This window comes from Rhizobium sp. NPDC090275, from assembly GCF_044772225.1.
Lineage (GTDB): Bacteria > Pseudomonadota > Alphaproteobacteria > Rhizobiales > Rhizobiaceae > Rhizobium.
Genome location: NZ_JBIVYL010000003.1, coordinates 543,734 through 559,864 on the forward strand (window position 1 = coordinate 543,734; position 16,131 = coordinate 559,864).

Genomic DNA, 16,131 nt, shown 5'->3' on the forward strand with positions numbered 1-16,131 from the left:
AGTTAAAAAACCCTGTAAAATTCTAGCTTTAGCGCTTGATACTAGGGAATTAACCGTCTCCGCAGGAAAGACCTGTACCGGAATTGGAATGTGGAAAAATAGGTGTTACTTGTTTGCCGAATGAAAGCGTTCGGTATACGGGTTCACTCGGTGAATTTAGATGTTGAGGGGCATCCGTCTTGTTTAAAGCCAAAAGCATTATTGCAGCATTGTCTGCCACTGTTGCTCTGAATTTCTCGTTCTTCGTCGACGCCAATGCGATGTCTTTGCAACAAGCCATCGAAACGACGATGAAAACCAATCCGCAGATACTTCAGGCTGCAAAAGACAAAGAAGCAATCGAGTTTGAGCTTCGCCAGGCGCGTGGGTTATACTTACCGTCGGTTGATCTGGAGAGCGGCATCGGCCGTCGCCGGTTGTCGAATTCGACCACGGGCACGCTGACCTCGAACCACGATTACCTGTCGCCCGGCGATGTCGGCGTGACGGTCACGCAGACGCTGTTTGATGGCGGCGCGCGCAAGTCGCAGGTCGATCAGCAGGCATCGCGCGTCGATGGCGCCTCCTTCCGGGTCCTCGAGCGTTCCGAAGCGCTGGCGCTCGAGGTAACCCAGGACTACCTGGAATATATGCTGCAAAACCAGATCGTTGCCGCCGCCAAGGAGAACGTCTCCTTCCATACGGCGATGGTCGGCGATATCAATGAAAGCATCAAGGGCGGCGCGCTCACCGATGCCGACCGTCTTCAGGGCAGCGAACGTCTGCAGGCCGCCAAGGCCCGCATGCGCGAGGCGCTGGAAGAGCTGGAAGCAACGAAGATCCGCTTCATGAAGGCCGTCGGCCAGCCGATCGTCAATGCCCAGACCCCGCCGTCGGTCGCCAAGTATATCCCGAAGACGCTCGACGATGCACTTTTCGTCGCCAACAAGAACAGCCCGCGCATCTTCTCGGCCAACGCCGATGTTGACGCGGCCGATGCCGGCGTTCGCGGCGCGCGCGCCAACTACCTGCCGAAGGTCAATCTGGAGGGTACTGCCCGCGTCGGCAACGACATCGACGGCGATGAAGGCAACACCAACGATTACCAGGTGCGCGTTGTCGCCCGCTGGAACCTTTATCGCGGCGGCATCGATGTCGCCCGCGAGCAGGAGCAGATCCGCCGCGCCGGCGAAGAGCGTTACGCGCTCGCCCAAGTGCAGCGCGAGGTGAAGGAATCGGTCAGCTCCGCCTGGAACGAACGCGTCAGCCGCGGCGAGCTGTCGGGCATTCTTGCCAAGCAGTCGTCGATCAACAACCAGCTGGTCGGTTCCTACCGCGAGCAGTTCAAGGTCGGCCAGCGCTCGCTGCTCGACGTGCTCGATGCGCAGAACACCCGCTTCAACACCAAGGTGCTGGCTGATACGGCCCGCGTTGCCTCGTTGTTCGCGGAATACAAGATCCTCGCCGCATCCGGCAATCTGCTTCAGACCATGAAGCTGAAGCCGCTGGATCAGGCGAAGCCTTACGCACGAGAAGAGTTCGCTGTTCCAGCGGCCGCTCAGAATCCCGGATATGCCGAAGTCGACTCTCATCAGAAGGCTGGCATGCCTATGGACCTGCTGGCGCCGATCCGGCAGCAGTAGTAGTCAGGTGACCATAGAACATGCGGAACGTTGCATCTGAGACGAACGGCAGCATGCCGCTTCAAACATTCAAGGCCGCGTTCAAGTCCGTGGCAGCGTTCTATGGTCGACCAAGCTCCGATACGGTGCTCTTCTCCGGCCTTCCGGATGAGATCACCGAATCACTCGAGGGCGATGATGTCGAGCAGATGGCCGAGCGCATCGGCCTTCAGGTCATCAAGCATCCGGAGCGCGATTGCCGGCTGGGCAATTTCGATTGTCCCGCTATCGTCACCTTTGCCGATGGCGGCGTGCTCCCGCTCTTGGAGATGGCCGAGGACGGCTCTTACATCACCGACATCGTGCCCGTCGTCGGCGTTTCCTCGCGCCTGTCGCGCGAGGATCTGATCGCGCTGAAGCCCGAGACGGCCTTCGCCTTCACGCTCTATTATCAGAACGCCTCGGAAGAGGCGCTTGTTGGTAATGCCGTGGAGATCGAAAAGCGCCACTGGCTGGCGACGACGCTGGCGCCTTACTGGCGCACCTATCTCCGCGTCATGGTGGCAGCACTCTTCATCAATCTGATCGCGCTCGGCTCGCCGCTGTTTACGATGAACGTCTATGACCGCGTTCTGCCCAACAAGGCGATCCCGACGCTCTGGGTTCTCGCCGCCGGCATCACGCTTGCCTATCTATTTGATTTCCTGCTGAAAACCGCGCGCTCCTCGCTGATCGATTATGCTGGTCGCAAGGCCGATTTGCGCCTGTCGCAGATGCTCTTCGACAAGGTGCTGAACTCGACGCTGGCCTCGCGCCCGATGTCGACGGGCGAATATGCCAACCGCGTCACGCAGTATGAGTTCGTCCGCGAATTCTTCACGTCCAACACGATCGGCGTCATCATCGACAGCCTCTTCGTCTTCATCTTCCTCGCGGTCATCTATCTCATCTCCGGCTGGCTGGTCGTTATCCCCGCCGTCGCCTTCGTGCTCTCGGTCGTGATCGGTCTCTACGCCCAGGCCGCGATCGGCAAGCGCATGGCGACCGCCGCCAACGAAGCCTCGCGCCGCCAGTCGCTGCTGGTCGAAACCATCTCGACGATCGAGACGCTGAAGAGCCTGCGCGCCGAAGCCACGATGCTGCGCCGCTGGCAGGAACTGACGAAATACTCCAGCCGCACCAGCGAAGAGATCAAGCACGTCTCCACCAACGCCATCAACATGACCATGTTCGTGCAGCAGATGGTGAGCGTTCTGATCGTCATCGCCGGCACCTATGAGTTCTCGGAAGGCCGCATCGCCATGGGCGCGATCGTCGCCACTGTCATGCTAGCAAGCCGCGCCGGCGCGCCGCTCGGCCAGATCGCCATGACGCTGGCGCGCTTCCGCCAGGCCACCATGTCGCTGCGCATCCTCGACAAGATCATGGAACAGCCCGATGACCGCCCCTCGACGGTCGGTTTCGTCAATCGCGAGATCACCCGCGGCGCCTTCAGTTTCCAGGATGTCTCGTTCCAGTATCCGGGCTCGGACTATCCCGTCATCAACAAGCTGTCCTTCAACGTCAATCCCGGCGAGCGCATCGGCATCATCGGCCGAATCGGCTCCGGCAAGACCACGCTGGGGCGTCTGCTGGATGGCCTGTTTGCGCCCTCCGGCGGTCGCGTGCTGATCGATGGTGTCGATATTCGCCAGTATCACATGGCCGAAGTGCGCGCCAACGTCGCCGTCGCCGGCCAGTCTTCCGATCTCTTCTCGGGAACGGTGAAGGAAAACCTGCTGCTCGGCCGCGCCGACGCCACCGATGAGGACCTGCTCGAAGTCGCCCGCATGACTGGCGTCGATGAGTTCGTCGGCACCCATCCGCGCGGCTTCGACATGCCTGTTGGCGAGCGCGGCAGCAATCTGTCGAGTGGCCAGAAACAGGCGCTCACCATCGCCCGTCTGCTCCTCACGCGCCCCAAGGTCGTGTTCCTCGACGAGCCCTCGGGCGCCATGGATCTCGCGACCGAGCGCAACCTGATCGCCCGTCTCTCCAAGGCCTTCGACCGCAAGACCACGCTGATCATCGCCACCCATCGCTATAGCATGCTGGATCTCGTCGACCGCCTGATCGTTATCGACAAGGGCCGCATCATCGCCGATGGTCCGAAGCAGGCCGTCATCGAAGCCATGCAGCGCAAGCCCGGCGCACCTGCGGCGGCCGTGGCCCCGCAGGCCGCTCCGGTCGCAAGGCAGGCTCCGGTCACGCCGGTTGCCATGTCCGTCGCCCCGGTCACCTCGGTCGCGCCGGCGCCGGCAGGCTCCGCCGCCATGCCGGTCGCGCAGGTGGCAACGGCCGCGCCCGCCCACGCCCATCCGATGCCGGTCGCCTCCGGCGCGCCTGTCGGTCCGGCGACGGCCGCCAACGTGACGCCGATCGTACCGGGGGTTAAGCTGTCATGAAGAACAAGCACGACAATCCGCCCTTTCTCGCCCGCGCCATTCTCGGCCTCGTGGCGCTCGTCATCGCCAGCTTCGTCGCCTGGGCGGCGATCGCCAAGATCAACGAGATCGCCCGAGGCGAAGGTAAGGTCATTCCCGTCTCGAAGACGCAGATCATCCAGTCGTCCGAACCCGGCGTCGTCCAGCAGATCGCCGTCGTTCTCGGCCAGGTCGTGCGCAAGGGCCAGCTGCTGGTCCAGCTCGACAACACCACCACCACCTCGACGCTCGGTGAATCCGTCGCTAAGGCCCGCGCGCTCGGCGCCAAGGTGGCGCGCCTGAAGCTCGAGGAAGAGGGTAAGTACGACGAGCCCTATAATTGCCCTGAGGATATTCTGGCCGTCGCCAAGGAAGTCTGCGCCAACGAAGCCCAGCTTTTTGCCGCCGATCGCGCCAGCTACACCAACAAGCTCGGCGTGCTCAAAGAGCGCGTCCGCCAGCGCGAAAACGAGCTCAGCGAGGCGCACGCCAATATCGACCGCCTGACGCAGAATATCGACGGCGCCCAGCGCCAGTATGACCTGATCAGCCCGCTCGCCAAGAAGAAGCTGGTCGCCGAAACCGAAGTGCTGAAGACCGAGCGCGATCTCACAGATCAGCAGGGCCAGCTCAAGGTCTACCAGGAAAGCATTGACCGCCTTCAGGCCGCCGTGCAGGAAGCCAAGCTGCAGCTCGGTGATCTCGCGCTCGAACTGCGCCAGCAGGCGCTGACGGACAAGGCGCAGGCGCTGGCCGAGCTCTCGGTCGTCGATGAAACCGTGCGCGGCGCATCCGATCGCGTCAAGCGCACCGATATCCGCTCGCCTGTCGATGGCATCGTCAACACGCTCGAGGTCAACACCATCGGCGCCTATGTCGATCCCGGCCGCGTCATCGCCGGCATCGTTCCGACTGCCGATACGCTGCTCGTCGAAGCCAAGATCTCGCCGCGCGACGTTGCCTTCATCCGCCGTGGCCAGCCGGCCATCGTCAAGATCACGGCTTACGACTTCTCGATCTTCGGCGGCCTCGAAGGTATCGTTGAAAACATCTCGGCCGACAGTTTGGTGGAGAAGGAAAAGGGCGAGACCTACTATCTCGTGCAGGTCAAGACCGACAAGTCGGAGCTCGCGCGCGACGGCAAGACCTATCCGATCATCCCGGGCATGGTCGCCTCGGTCGAGATCATGACCGGCAGCAAGACCGTGCTCAGCTATCTCATGAAGCCGATCAACAAGGCGCGCACCGAAGCGCTGACGGAGCGCTGACCATGCTGATCGTCAAGCCCGGAATTCAGGACGCAACCGATCTCGAACCGACCGACGAGCAACTGCCCGCGATCGACGCCGAAGAGATCGAGCCGCGTTTCCGGGCCGTGGCTGGTCGTGGCGGCGAGCGTCGCGGCATCCGCCTGGAGCGCATCTATTGGGACGGCCTCAGCCGCATGTCGGCCTCGGGCAAGATGTCGACCGCCGATCTCGTGCACTATACCGCCTCGCAGATGCCGGAATCGGGCAATCTCGCCTCGCTTCTGCGTGTTCTGAGCTTGAAATGGGCGCTGCGCCGGCTGGATACGGTCGAGGACATCTCCTCGCTTGCCAATGTCAACGCCATCATCCAGGCCTCGCCGTCGCCGGCGATCCTTTTGACGCATGAAAAGAAGGTGCAGCTCTTCAACGACGCCTTCCTGTCGATGCTGCGCCAGCGCCTGCCGCTCGGCGACCTCGCGCAGCTGACCAAGAGCCTGCGTTTCTCCATCGACACCCAGATCGAGGAAGCCATCGCCACCCTGTCGCGCAACAAGGGCAAGACGCTCGCGACAGGCTTCACCATCACGGTCGGCACCCAGACCATGAAGGGCCAGATCAACCTGGCTTTGGCGCCGACGCACGAGAAGTCCATGCTGATTGGCTACATCTCCCGCTACTGATCCCGACCCGGCTGACATGGCCAAACTGCCTCAATCCTCGAAACGCCCCGCCGCATCCCGGTCGCGCTCGTACCTGTGCTTCAGCGGAAACGCCGGAAGCCACCCCTCGCGGCGGATGGTCCACAGCTCATACGTCGGCTGGAACTGGTCCTTCTGATCGAGCGACCCGAGATTGACCTCGACCTCATCGCCGCTCCGCCCAAACACCGGCGACCCGCAGCGCGGACAGAAGAACCGCCCATTATACTCCCCCGTCTCCCCCTCGACCCGCACCGCATTCTCGGGGAAGATCGCCGAGGCATGAAACAGAGCCCCGTGATGCTTGCGGCAATCCATGCAATAACAGATGCCGACCCGATAGGGCGCACCGGATACAGTCAAACGAACGCGGCCGCAAAGGCATCCTCCGGTGAACTGATCCATGCTTTTGCTCCTCCAAAACGCGCAGGACGAGTTATGTAGAGTGATATGGCATCACGGCAATTCCTGCTGAAAAGGCTGCGTCATTCATCTGTGGGCGTCTTGCGGAAATACACCAAATAATTGCTGTCATAGGAGTGATATGCAGATCTTGTTTCCGCGAATATCAGAGGGGGCCAGATGATTCTTCGTGCTTTTCGGCGGGTATCGACCGTCGCCGTGGTCGCAGCGACCTTAGCCGCATGCGCGCCGGACGAGGCTTCCTTCTATCAAAACGCGCTGCCTGAAGCGCTTGGAACAACTGATATTCTGGTTTCGGGAAGCGATGCGAACTGGTTCGACATGGTGCTTCCGATACGCCGCGAAGGATGCGGCGCGGTCGTCTTCCGTCTATCCCCGGAAACCGTCGCGAAAATCCGCCAACAAGGGTTGGCATTTTTCAAGGATGCGCAGCAGGCGCGAGGCTATGATGCCAATAGTGCCAAGGGTCGCTACTATGCATACGTGGCTTGGCAGGCAACCCCTGCACCGGAAGGCTGGTTCGGCGACGGTGCCGTTGCCGGCTCCCTTTCCTGCGCGGGTGTCGCCAACGACCTGATTCGGAAGATCACCGAGGGCGGCAAGGGGACCGAGGGCTACTTTACGACAAAAAGCGAAGCGCAGCTAATTGTGCTGCCGCAGGAACAGATCGCTATTTACACCTACTTCGGCTAGCCCAGTCGCCGTCATTCCACGTCCCCACGTTCATCCTTGGCGCCGGCGCGACCCCACCGCAAGCGTCACCCGCCCCGCAAAAAAAAGTTTCAGGGGAGGGCGGCTTTCGCCTCTGTAAAGATATTCACCCATGTGGTTGACTATCAGTCGGATATGGATATATTCAACCACATGGGTGAATGAAATGGATGAAGACGCACTGTCACGGATATTGAAGGCCGCGGGGGATACCACGCGGCGGCAAATCCTGACGCTCCTCGTGCAAGAGGGGCCTCTCAGGGTGACGGGGCTCGCTGCTCATTTCGACATGTCCCTGAATTCCGTCTCCAAGCACATCAAGGTTCTGGAGGAGGCGGGGCTGGTCACCCGGCGTACTTTGGGCCGCGAGCATTTCATTGCCGCGGAGCTTGAACCGCTGAAACTGACGGAAGGCTGGTTCGCGCAACTGAAGTCGATATGGGAGCTGCGCCTGACGGCGCTGGAAGAGTTACTCGTTTCAAAGGAGTGAAGTCATGTCCGAACTTGAACTGACGGTAAGCCGCAAGATCGCCGCCTCGCGCGAGAAGATTTTCAACGCTTGGCTCTCGCCAACAGCACTGGCGAAATTCATGAAGACGCCTTCAGGCAATTTCGATGCCCGAGATGTCACTACCGATCCGGTCAAGGGCGGCCGCTTCATGATCGTGATGGTCACTTCAGAGCGCGAGATTCCGCATTCCGGCACCTATCTCGAAGTCGATCCCTATTCGCGCCTGTCCTTCACCTGGGAATCCCCGCATTCGCTGGATGACAGCGTCGTCACCATCGATCTCAAGGAGATCGGCCCTGACGCGACCGAACTGACGCTGAAGCAGGTGAAGTTCCGCAGCGAAGGCGCCCGCGACGGCCATATCCAGGGCTGGACCTCGATCCTCGGCGAACTCGACAAATATCTCGGCTAAGTCAGGGACCGACGTGAAAAAGCCGCCGGCAATGCAGCGCCGGCGGCTTCATTTCGCCTCGGTATCGAAGCGGGATGCGAGAGGAGGCCAGCCCCGGCCCTCGCCATTGCCTTCCAATCAGAAGGCAACACCTTCGCCAGGCGCGACCTTTTCGATCGGCATGGCAGATGCCATCTGGCTGCCACCGACGCGCGAGCCATGCAGATAGCCCTTGCCGCCGGCGATCGAATAGAGCGGCATGTAGTCGGGCAGCCGGCTGTCGGCCAGAACCTCGTCGCGCATGTTGTCGAGAATATAGTGGTTGCCGCCGGCCGAGACCGAGAGAACGGCGTGGTAGAAATGGCGCTTCTGGTCGAACAGCACGACAATCGCCATGTCCTTCAGATCGATGCCTTCGGCATTGAGTGCCGCCATCTTCAGGATCGCGAAGTCCTCGCAATCGCCCTGCTGGCGCTTCAGCGTCTCGGAAGGCGTCGCCCAGTAATCGGCGACCTTGTAGGTGTCGATGTCGCGGGCGTAGCGGATCGTGTGGTTGATCGTGGTGTTGATCGCGTTCATCTTGTCGCGCAGCGATGCCTGCGATGTCTTGGCGAACGATGCCTTGACCGCGCTGACGGCCTCAGTGCACTTGCCCGCGCCGCAGGAAATGGCGCTGCCGCTGGTCATTTCGTCCAGCGAAGGCGCCAGCCGCTTCAGGGCTGCCAGGCGCTTGAAGGGGATCGCCACCGATCCGAACACGCCGCCATCATCAGGGCGCGCGGCGATCGAGGGGCGGGTTGCCGGCTTCACGGATGCGGTGGTCTCGGGGCTGAACGCGGCGGCCGCAACCGGCGCCGGCGTCTTCAGGGCCGCGAGATCGATCGAGCCGAAAGCCTGCGCGAGGCCGCGTCCGGCGAGCGTGACGAGGCGTGCCATGCCACCGACGCTGACAGCGCTTGCCGCCTGCTCGGCAATGCTTTCCGAAATATAGCTGGAGTAAGATGCGCCGTATGCTTCTGTATTATAAAGAACAGAAGCGGATGCATGATTGTAAGAAAAAGAAGAAAATGCCGAAAGAAGTGCGATGAAAGCGATTTTGTTTGTTTTTGTTCTTTTGGTCACGGGACTTAATTTCTCCACTTGTTGGGAGAAATGTACCGATCAGCCATAAATATCGGGTTTGGAAGCGTGGATAACTTAGAACGAAGTTATCCGCTCAAAAAAGCTGAAAATTTTAGCTTCTCCGTCAACCAAGTTTGGGGGAAGGGTTTGCTTTCGCCAGATGCCTATGCAGATATGAGGCCGCGAAATGGCCGCTATAGACGGCCTGATTAGGGTTTGGGGGAAGCAGTGATCGTTAAGGGCAGGGATGAGGCGCGTGGTGCGCATGGTTTACGCGGCGTCCTTGGCGCAGCCCGCAAGGGGGCGCAAGCCACCCGATCGCTCCTGCTTCTCTCCGTCGTGCTCTCCTGCGGCGCACTTGCCGCCTGCCAGTCCGACGTCGATGGCATTGCCAGAAACGTCAAGACCAACGACATCAAGCCGCCGTCGAGCGACGTCGAGGAAAGCTTCGGCGAAAACGGCGCCGAGATCACTCTGCTGATGCAGAAGGGCTCGAACGGGCTCTTCGAAGGCCCGTCACGCGATGTCAGGGATGCCGCGGCCCTCGGCATCGGCGAGCTCGGCGCCAACCAGGCCTTCGTCAAGGTGATCGACGTCGCAAGCCCGGCCGCCGCACCCGCCGCTGTGGCCGCCGCCAAGTCCAGAAGCTCGGCGATCCTCATCAGCTATTTGCCACCGGCAACCACGGCAGCCGTCGCCGCCATGCCATCCGACCAGCGCCCGCCGCTCCTCAATCTCGGCCAACCCGTGCCGGCCACATCTGGCAATGTCTACAATCTCGCATCGAGCGAAACCGACAGCGCGCTGGAAGGCCTGCGCACAGCCGCCGCCAGCGGCCACAAGAAGGTCGTCGTCTTCGCGCAGCGGGATCTCCCGCAACCGGCCGATCTCAGGCTGGCGGACGCCATCCGCGCCTCGGGCGGCACCTTTCTCGGTATCACCAGATATGACCTGACGGATGCAGCGGCCGCAGCCGCGGTGCAGACGGCCAAGCCGCAGCTGCAGCAGGCCGATACGGTGCTCATTCTCGGCCGCACGGCGATCACCACCACCATCGAAGGCGCGATCAAGGCCGGCGGCCAGAGCAATCTCAATTTCGTCGGCACCAGCGCCTGGCCGCCGCAGACCTACCGCGAACCGACCGCCAACGGCACGCTGATCGCCATGGTCGAGCCCGAGGCCACCTCGCTGATCTCGGAGCGCTACCAGCGCCACTACAAGCGGCCGCTCTCGGCCGATGCTGCCTATGGCTATGACGCCATCGCCATCGCCTCGGGCATCATCCGCACCAAGGGTCCGACGGGCCTCAACGCCGAGACGCTGACCAGCAAGGTCGGCTTCCGCGGCGTCACCGGCCTCTTCCGCCTATCTCCATCCGGCCAGGTCGAGCGCAGGCTCAGCCTCTACGCCATCGGCGGCGGCAAGCTCAACGTGCTCGCCGCCGCGCCGGCTTCATTCTGACGCAAGCCCACGACTGCCCGATCAGGCAGCCGTCGCGGCAGCGACGAAGAATCCTTCCGGGCTCTCCACCTCCACCAGCCTCTTGCCGTCGATCAGCCAGAAACGGTTGCCGAAGTTGCGGATGAAGTCGCGGTCGTGCGAGACCAGCAGGCAGCTCGCCTGCTGCGCCATCAATTCGCTCTCCAGCGCCTCCTGACCCTCGATGTCGAGATGGTTGGTCGGTTCGTCCAGCAGGTAGAAGTTCGGGTTGGTCAGCCGCAACGCCAGCATCCCCAATCGTGCCTTCTGCCCGCCCGAGAGCCTGCCGATCGGCTTGCCCTGCATCTCGATCGTCATCCCGGCGCCGGCAAGCAGCGCGCGGGCTCTCGCATCGCCGACATCGAAGCGCCTGAGGATCATCCGCATCGGCGTCTCCTCGTCGATCAGCTCGTTCAGCGCCTGGTCGCCATAGCCGAGCACCAGCGACGGCGTCGCCTTGATACCCTCGACGGTGCCCTCGGCCTCCAGGATCGCGCGCCGCAGCATCGTCACCATCCGGCTTTTGCCCATGCCATTGGCGCCCAGCAGAACGATGCGGTCCCCCTGGCAGATGAACTGCTTGCCGGTCTTGAAGAGCGGCGTGCCATCGGGCCGCGCCACGATCGCATCCTCGAGCGTCACCAGCACCTTGGCGTGGGTGCCGCGATTGGCAAGCCGGATCGCGCCCGAGGAGCGCTCCAGATGCGCGGGCTTGGCCGCATCCTCCAGCTTTTCCGCCCGCTGCTTCAGCTGCTTGGTCTTGACGACGAGCAGGTCGCTGCCGGAGTTGATGCCGATATTGTTGAGCTTGGCGGCCTGCTGGCGCAGCTTCTCCGCCGTCTTCATGTCACGCTGGTAGCGCCGCTCGTCGGCCGCGTCGCTGTCGTCGAGCGCTGCCCGCGCTTGCGAATAGGGCAGCGAAAACAGCGCCGATTGCTCGGGCCGCAGAAACAGCGTCCGGTTGGTCGTGGCGTCGAGAAAGGCGCGGTCGTGGCTGGAGATGATGACGGGCATGTCGCGCGGCAGCGCGTTCAGCCAGTCCTCAAGCCGGGCGATCTTCCCGAGGTCGAGATGGTTGGTCGGCTCGTCAAGCAGAAGCACGTCGGGCTCGGTGACCGAGACGCGCGCCAGCATCGCCAGCCGCTGCCAGCCGCCGCTGAGCTGCCCCACCGGCCGCTCGCGCATCTCATCAGGCACATCGAGGCCGGCAAGCACCATGTCGACCCGCCAGCTCTCGTTGAGCTGCTGGTCCTCGGGCAGCGCCCTCAGCACCGCCTCGTGCAGCGGCAGAGAAAGAAGGGCAGGCGGCACGTCCTGTTCGACATGGCCGATGGTGAGCCCGCGAGAGCGGGTGATGTCGCCCTCGCTCGGCTCGATCGCACCGGACAGGCAGCGCAGCAGCGTGGACTTGCCGCGCCCGTTTGGGGCGACAAGGCCGATGCGGTCGCCGGCGCCGATCGCAAGCGTGAGGTTGGCAAACAGCGGCTTGCCAAGCGTGATGCCGAGATCGCGGATATGGATTGTCGTCATGATCTTGCTCTGGTCTTGCGAGCAGGCACAGGCGCGTCGCGGGCATCAGCCTTCATCGCGCGCGTATGCTCAAGCTCGGGGGATAGAAACATGCAGGCGAGCATAGGCTCACGGCTGCAGTGCCACGAGGGGCGGACCAGGAAGAGGGTGTCGAGAAACGGTCTCTGGTCAGCCCTGCAAACGCATTTGCAGGGCGTTGACGGGGCCACGCTGGCGATTGAATCGGAAATGTATCGTCACGCGCAACCCTCCTTTCTCAAGTATCCCAGCGATAGCATTGCGGCCGCGAAAACTCAACCGTGATGCTCATGCACCGTGATCAGGAAGATCGCATCGGCCTCGATCGCCTTCAGGATCGCGCCGCCGTCGCTGCGGTAGATCTGCAATTCCGAAAGCACGCCGGCGGCCGAAAACAGGATGATATCGACGAGCGGCCCGTAGGGATCGGCGACCTCCTTGTCGTCGAAATAGCCCGACGCGACGGGATGCGCCGGCAGGTCGGCGGGCCAATCGGTCCGGTCACGCAGGCGAAGGCGCAGCGAGCCGGATGCGTCGATCTCGGCGGCGCGGTAGTGGTCGCAGTCCCAGGCTGGCGGCACCTCGCCGCGCGCGGCGTGTCGCGCCAGACGCTGGATGATCTGCTTTTCTGCGGGGTTCAACTCTCTCCAAATCAACGCGGTCGCTTCCGAAAAGGGTTGAGGGATCAGGGTTACCGTTTCAGGCTGCCGAGAATGCCGCGCACCAGCGCCCGCCCGACCTGGGTCGCCACGGTGCGCGCCACGCTCTTCATCGCCGCTTCCACCACCGTCTCGCGCTGGTAGCCGCCGGAGCGGGGGCGGCCTTGCGCCTGCTTTTCGTCCTTGTCGTCGTCGCCGAAGCCAGGCAACGTCCAGCGGCCGGAGGCGCTTCCCTCCGTCGGCTGTGTCGGCTGCGCCTGCTTGGCGGCATCGGAATCGGACGCCTTCTGCGCCCGCGCGGCCAGGATCTCGAAGGCGGATTCGCGGTCGACATCCTCGTCGTAGACGCCGAGCACCGGGCTCTTGTCCATCACCTGCTGGCGTTCTGCATCCGTCAGCGGCCCGACGCGGCCGGATGGCGGCCGCACCAGCGTGCGTTCCACGATCGATGGCGCGCCCTTGGCCTCCAGCGTCGACACCAGCGCCTCGCCGGTCCCGAGCGTGGTGATCACGGTGGCGCAGTCGAAGGCCGGGTTGGGACGGAACGTATCGGCCGCCGTCTTCACAGCCTTCTGCTCGCGCGGCGTATAGGCGCGCAGCGCGTGCTGCACGCGGTTGCCGAGCTGCGCCAGCACCGTCTCCGGCACGTCGAGAGGGTTCTGCGTGACGAAATAGACGCCGACGCCTTTGGAGCGGATCAGGCGCACCACCTGCTCGACACGCTCAACCAGCACCTTCGGCGCATCGTTGAAGAGCAGATGCGCCTCGTCGAAGAAGAACACCAGCTTCGGCTTCTCCGGATCGCCCACTTCGGGCAGTTCCTCGAAGAGCTCCGACAGCAGCCAGAGCAGGAAGGTCGCGTAGAGACGCGGGTTCATCATCAGCTTGTCGGCGGCGAGCACCGAGATAGTCCCGTAGCCGCGATTGTCTGATCGCATGATGTCGGTGATCTTCAGCGCCGGCTCGCCGAAGAAATGCTCGGCGCCCTGCTGCTCGAGCACCAGCAGAGCGCGCTGGATCGAGCCGACGGAGGCCTTGGAGATCAGCCCATACTGGCTGGAAAGCTCGGTGGCGTTCTCGCCCATGTAGTTGAGCAGGGCCGAGAAATCCTTGAGGTCGAGTAGCGGCAGGCCGCCCTTGTCGGCGATCTTGAAGGCGATGTTGATCACGCCTTCCTGCGGCTCCGACGCATCCATCAGCCGGGCGAGCAGGAGAGGGCCCATCTCGGCGATGGTGGTGCGCACCCGGTGGCCCTTTTCGCCGAACAGGTCCCAGAAGATGACAGGGAACTGATCGGCCTCGTAATCGTCGAAGCCGATCTGCTCGGCCCGCTTGGTCATCCAGTCCTGCGGCTGGCCCTTCATGGCAATGCCGGAGAGATCGCCCTTGATATCGGCACAGAAAACAGGAACGCCGGCCCTGGCAAAACCTTCGGCCAGCACCTGCAGCGTCACCGTCTTGCCGGTGCCGGTGGCGCCCGTCACCAGACCGTGGCGGTTGCCGTATTTGAGTTCCAGATATTCGGGGGTGTTGATACTGTCATCAGGGTTGCGGCTGGTACCGATGTAGATCTTGCCATCCTCGAGCATGCGAAAGGTCTCCCTGCCGGCGACGGACGCCGATTGCGTCAAAATGCGGAGAGCATAATCCGCATGTTCATTGTAATATGCTTCGACTGTTATAAGCAGGGACCGCAATGCCGACAACTGTCTGCATTAAAAGGAAAACTGGATAAGCGATGATCGCGTCGCGGATGCCTTGAGTTGCCAATCAAACTCGATTAACGTTGACGTTAACGTCAATAAAACCAGGAGGATGACGATGAATGAAATCGTGGATCAGATAGCCGCACGGGTCGGCATTCCAGCCGAAGTGGCCGAGAAGGCGCTCGGCATGATGCTAGGCTTTCTCCAGCGCGAAGCGGCCGACGGCCCGGTCGCCAAGATGATCGAAGCCATTCCGGGCGCTTCCGATCTGGTCGCCCAGTATAATGGCGCCGGCGAAACCGGCGGCGGCGGCCTTCTCGGCAGCATCATGGGCGCTCTGGGCGGCGGCGGCATCATGGCGCTCGGCCAGCAGCTGATGTCCGAAGGCCTCGGTATGGGCGAAATCACCTCGCTCGCCAAGGAAACTCTTTCAATTGCCGAACAGCACGCCGGCAAGGAAGTCGTCGACGAGGTCGTCGCCTCGGTGCCGGGGCTCAGCCAGTTCGTTTGATCGGATTGGGTTGATGGATGATGCAGCGGGCGGGTTTTCCGCCCGTTTTGTTGTGGAGTGAGTGGTGAGGTTGGCGTAGTGCTGGCGGCCCCCTCATCCGCCTGCCGGCACCTTCTCCCCGTTGGGTAGAAGGGAAATGCCGCGCCCGCTCGCCTCTTTGCTCAACGCCTGAGATGGTGCAAGGCGGTGCCACGAGTCTCTTCTCCCCAACGGGGAGAAGGTGCCGGCAGGCGGATGAGGGGGCCGCGCACGCCGACCTTCACGGCCCGGCGATATCCACCACCCAAGCCACCAACAAACCCTACTGCGTCACCCCAACCAACTGCATCCACACAGCCGCCTGATCTCGTGCCGTCTGCCGATCAGCCTCATCCAGCGCGCTCCCGCCACAAAACCGCTCCACCGCCGCCCGGTCACTCTCCGCAGTCGCCACATGCTTCGCGCCAACGATCACATGCCGCCACGCGCAACCCAAGACCTTGTCCTCGACGATCGCCGTATCGCACCCGGTGCTGAGGCACAGCGCAACCCTGTTCTGGCTCTCATACCCCCCACCAACCGCACCCGCGTAAGTCACCGCCCACCCCGCGCGCGTATCCCGGCATCCGGCTGGGTCAGCGCTCAGGTCACACGACATCGTGGCGACATAATCCTTCGCCGGTGGAAAGTCGGGGAATTCGGCGAGGTTGACGCATCCGCAAGCCAGAAGTGCTGCCGCAAACCACTGCAATATCGCCTCCCGCCGTTGCGCGACCACACTGCTTGCTGGGAGACATCGGACGATAGCTCACGACAGGCCAAATCAGTGATGAATGCCAAATCAGTCGTGAGTGTATGTGTTATCGCCGCTCGCCGAAAGTGGGTTTCGGCCCGGAAAATCGATCCTGACGCGGTCCTGGTTCAGGCGGCCGGATGGGGGTCAGTGCTTGCTTTTTGTCTCGCGGGCAAGCTTCAGGATGACGTCATCAGCCGCGTCGGCGAGAGCCATGGCGATTTCGGCGGCTTTCCACCCTCTCTTCTCTCCGTCACGGATCAGTTCGAAGAGCATGGGTTCGAACT

General features: G+C 62.5%; 16 protein-coding genes. 9 read left to right on the forward strand and 7 right to left on the reverse strand.

All coding sequences use genetic code 11. The annotated features are described in order from the left end of the window. Nucleotides 1-260: 260 nt before the first annotated feature. The 4 genes from ACIQUB_RS10630 to ACIQUB_RS10645 are packed head-to-tail and all read left to right on the forward strand — an operon-like array spanning nt 261 to nt 5,993. Entirely contained in the window at nt 261-1,622 is a 1,362-nt protein-coding gene (locus tag ACIQUB_RS10630) for a TolC family outer membrane protein (RefSeq protein WP_113235714.1), read from the forward strand. A gap of 20 nt (nt 1,623-1,642) precedes the next feature. Then, on the forward strand, nt 1,643-4,045 hold the full coding sequence (locus tag ACIQUB_RS10635; RefSeq protein ID WP_402929386.1) for a type I secretion system permease/ATPase: 2,403 nt from the start codon (nt 1,643-1,645) through the stop codon (nt 4,043-4,045). Further along, nucleotides 4,042-5,331: an HlyD family type I secretion periplasmic adaptor subunit gene (locus tag ACIQUB_RS10640; RefSeq protein WP_113235692.1), complete on the forward strand. Its 1,290-nt coding sequence runs from the start codon at nt 4,042-4,044 to the stop codon at nt 5,329-5,331. Before ACIQUB_RS10635 ends, ACIQUB_RS10640 begins: the two co-directional genes overlap by 4 nt. A gap of 2 nt (nt 5,332-5,333) precedes the next feature. Beyond that, nucleotides 5,334-5,993 carry a ribbon-helix-helix domain-containing protein gene (locus ACIQUB_RS10645; RefSeq protein ID WP_113235693.1) on the forward strand — a complete coding sequence of 220 codons (660 nt, stop codon included), beginning with the start codon at nt 5,334-5,336 and terminating at the stop codon, nt 5,991-5,993. A gap of 30 nt (nt 5,994-6,023) precedes the next feature. Here ACIQUB_RS10645 and ACIQUB_RS10650 read toward each other — a convergent pair whose 3' ends face one another. Then, nucleotides 6,024-6,416: a GFA family protein gene (locus ACIQUB_RS10650; RefSeq protein WP_113235694.1), complete on the reverse strand. Its 393-nt coding sequence runs from the start codon at nt 6,414-6,416 to the stop codon at nt 6,024-6,026. A gap of 177 nt (nt 6,417-6,593) precedes the next feature. Here ACIQUB_RS10650 and ACIQUB_RS10655 point away from each other — a divergent pair, with 177 nt between their 5' ends. The 3 genes from ACIQUB_RS10655 to ACIQUB_RS10665 all read left to right on the forward strand — a co-directional run bounded on the left by ACIQUB_RS10655 (nt 6,594) and on the right by ACIQUB_RS10665 (nt 8,068). Further along, nucleotides 6,594-7,127, forward strand: a complete 534-nt coding sequence (locus ACIQUB_RS10655) for a hypothetical protein (RefSeq protein ID WP_113235695.1) — start codon at nt 6,594-6,596, stop codon at nt 7,125-7,127. 184 nt (nt 7,128-7,311) lie between these two features. Next, nucleotides 7,312-7,635, forward strand: a complete 324-nt coding sequence (locus tag ACIQUB_RS10660) for a metalloregulator ArsR/SmtB family transcription factor (protein WP_113235696.1) — start codon at nt 7,312-7,314, stop codon at nt 7,633-7,635. 4 nt (nt 7,636-7,639) lie between these two features. Then, nucleotides 7,640-8,068 (forward strand): SRPBCC domain-containing protein, encoded by a 429-nt coding sequence (locus tag ACIQUB_RS10665; RefSeq protein WP_113235697.1) that lies wholly within the window; start codon nt 7,640-7,642, stop codon nt 8,066-8,068. Nucleotides 8,069-8,185: 117 nt separating this feature from the next. Here ACIQUB_RS10665 and ACIQUB_RS10670 read toward each other — a convergent pair whose 3' ends face one another. After that, nucleotides 8,186-8,983: a transglutaminase-like cysteine peptidase gene (locus ACIQUB_RS10670; protein WP_402929387.1), complete on the reverse strand. Its 798-nt coding sequence runs from the start codon at nt 8,981-8,983 to the stop codon at nt 8,186-8,188. Between the two features lie 414 nt (nt 8,984-9,397). Here ACIQUB_RS10670 and ACIQUB_RS10675 point away from each other — a divergent pair, with 414 nt between their 5' ends. Next, a complete protein-coding gene (locus ACIQUB_RS10675) occupies nt 9,398-10,630 on the forward strand; it encodes an ABC transporter substrate-binding protein (protein WP_113235699.1) in 1,233 nt (410 codons plus the stop codon). A gap of 21 nt (nt 10,631-10,651) precedes the next feature. Here the strand turns inward: ACIQUB_RS10675 and ACIQUB_RS10680 are convergent, their stop codons facing one another. From ACIQUB_RS10680 to ACIQUB_RS10690, 3 genes are all read right to left on the reverse strand, one after another. Then, the gene (locus tag ACIQUB_RS10680; RefSeq protein ID WP_402929388.1) at nt 10,652-12,178 is read right to left on the reverse strand and encodes an ABC-F family ATP-binding cassette domain-containing protein; all 1,527 of its coding nucleotides are present in this window, start codon (nt 12,176-12,178) and stop codon (nt 10,652-10,654) included. Between the two features lie 293 nt (nt 12,179-12,471). Beyond that, nucleotides 12,472-12,837: a hypothetical protein gene (locus ACIQUB_RS10685; protein ID WP_047507721.1), complete on the reverse strand. Its 366-nt coding sequence runs from the start codon at nt 12,835-12,837 to the stop codon at nt 12,472-12,474. A gap of 50 nt (nt 12,838-12,887) precedes the next feature. After that, nucleotides 12,888-14,444 (reverse strand): helicase HerA-like C-terminal domain-containing protein, encoded by a 1,557-nt coding sequence (locus tag ACIQUB_RS10690; RefSeq protein ID WP_113235702.1) that lies wholly within the window; start codon nt 14,442-14,444, stop codon nt 12,888-12,890. A 232-nt stretch (nt 14,445-14,676) separates the two neighbouring features. On the opposite strand from ACIQUB_RS10690, the gene ACIQUB_RS10695 reads away from it, so the two are divergent. Further along, the gene (locus ACIQUB_RS10695; protein ID WP_047507717.1) at nt 14,677-15,072 is read left to right on the forward strand and encodes a hypothetical protein; all 396 of its coding nucleotides are present in this window, start codon (nt 14,677-14,679) and stop codon (nt 15,070-15,072) included. Between the two features lie 301 nt (nt 15,073-15,373). On the opposite strand, the gene ACIQUB_RS10700 is transcribed toward ACIQUB_RS10695, so the two are convergent. Together ACIQUB_RS10700 and ACIQUB_RS10705 are read right to left on the reverse strand one after the other, a co-directional pair. Further along, nucleotides 15,374-15,802, reverse strand: coding sequence for a hypothetical protein (locus tag ACIQUB_RS10700; protein ID WP_113235703.1), 429 nt, complete (start codon nt 15,800-15,802; stop codon nt 15,374-15,376). 189 nt (nt 15,803-15,991) lie between these two features. Continuing rightward, nucleotides 15,992-16,120 carry a hypothetical protein gene (locus ACIQUB_RS10705; protein ID WP_018896989.1) on the reverse strand — a complete coding sequence of 43 codons (129 nt, stop codon included), beginning with the start codon at nt 16,118-16,120 and terminating at the stop codon, nt 15,992-15,994. Nucleotides 16,121-16,131: the final 11 nt, after the last annotated feature.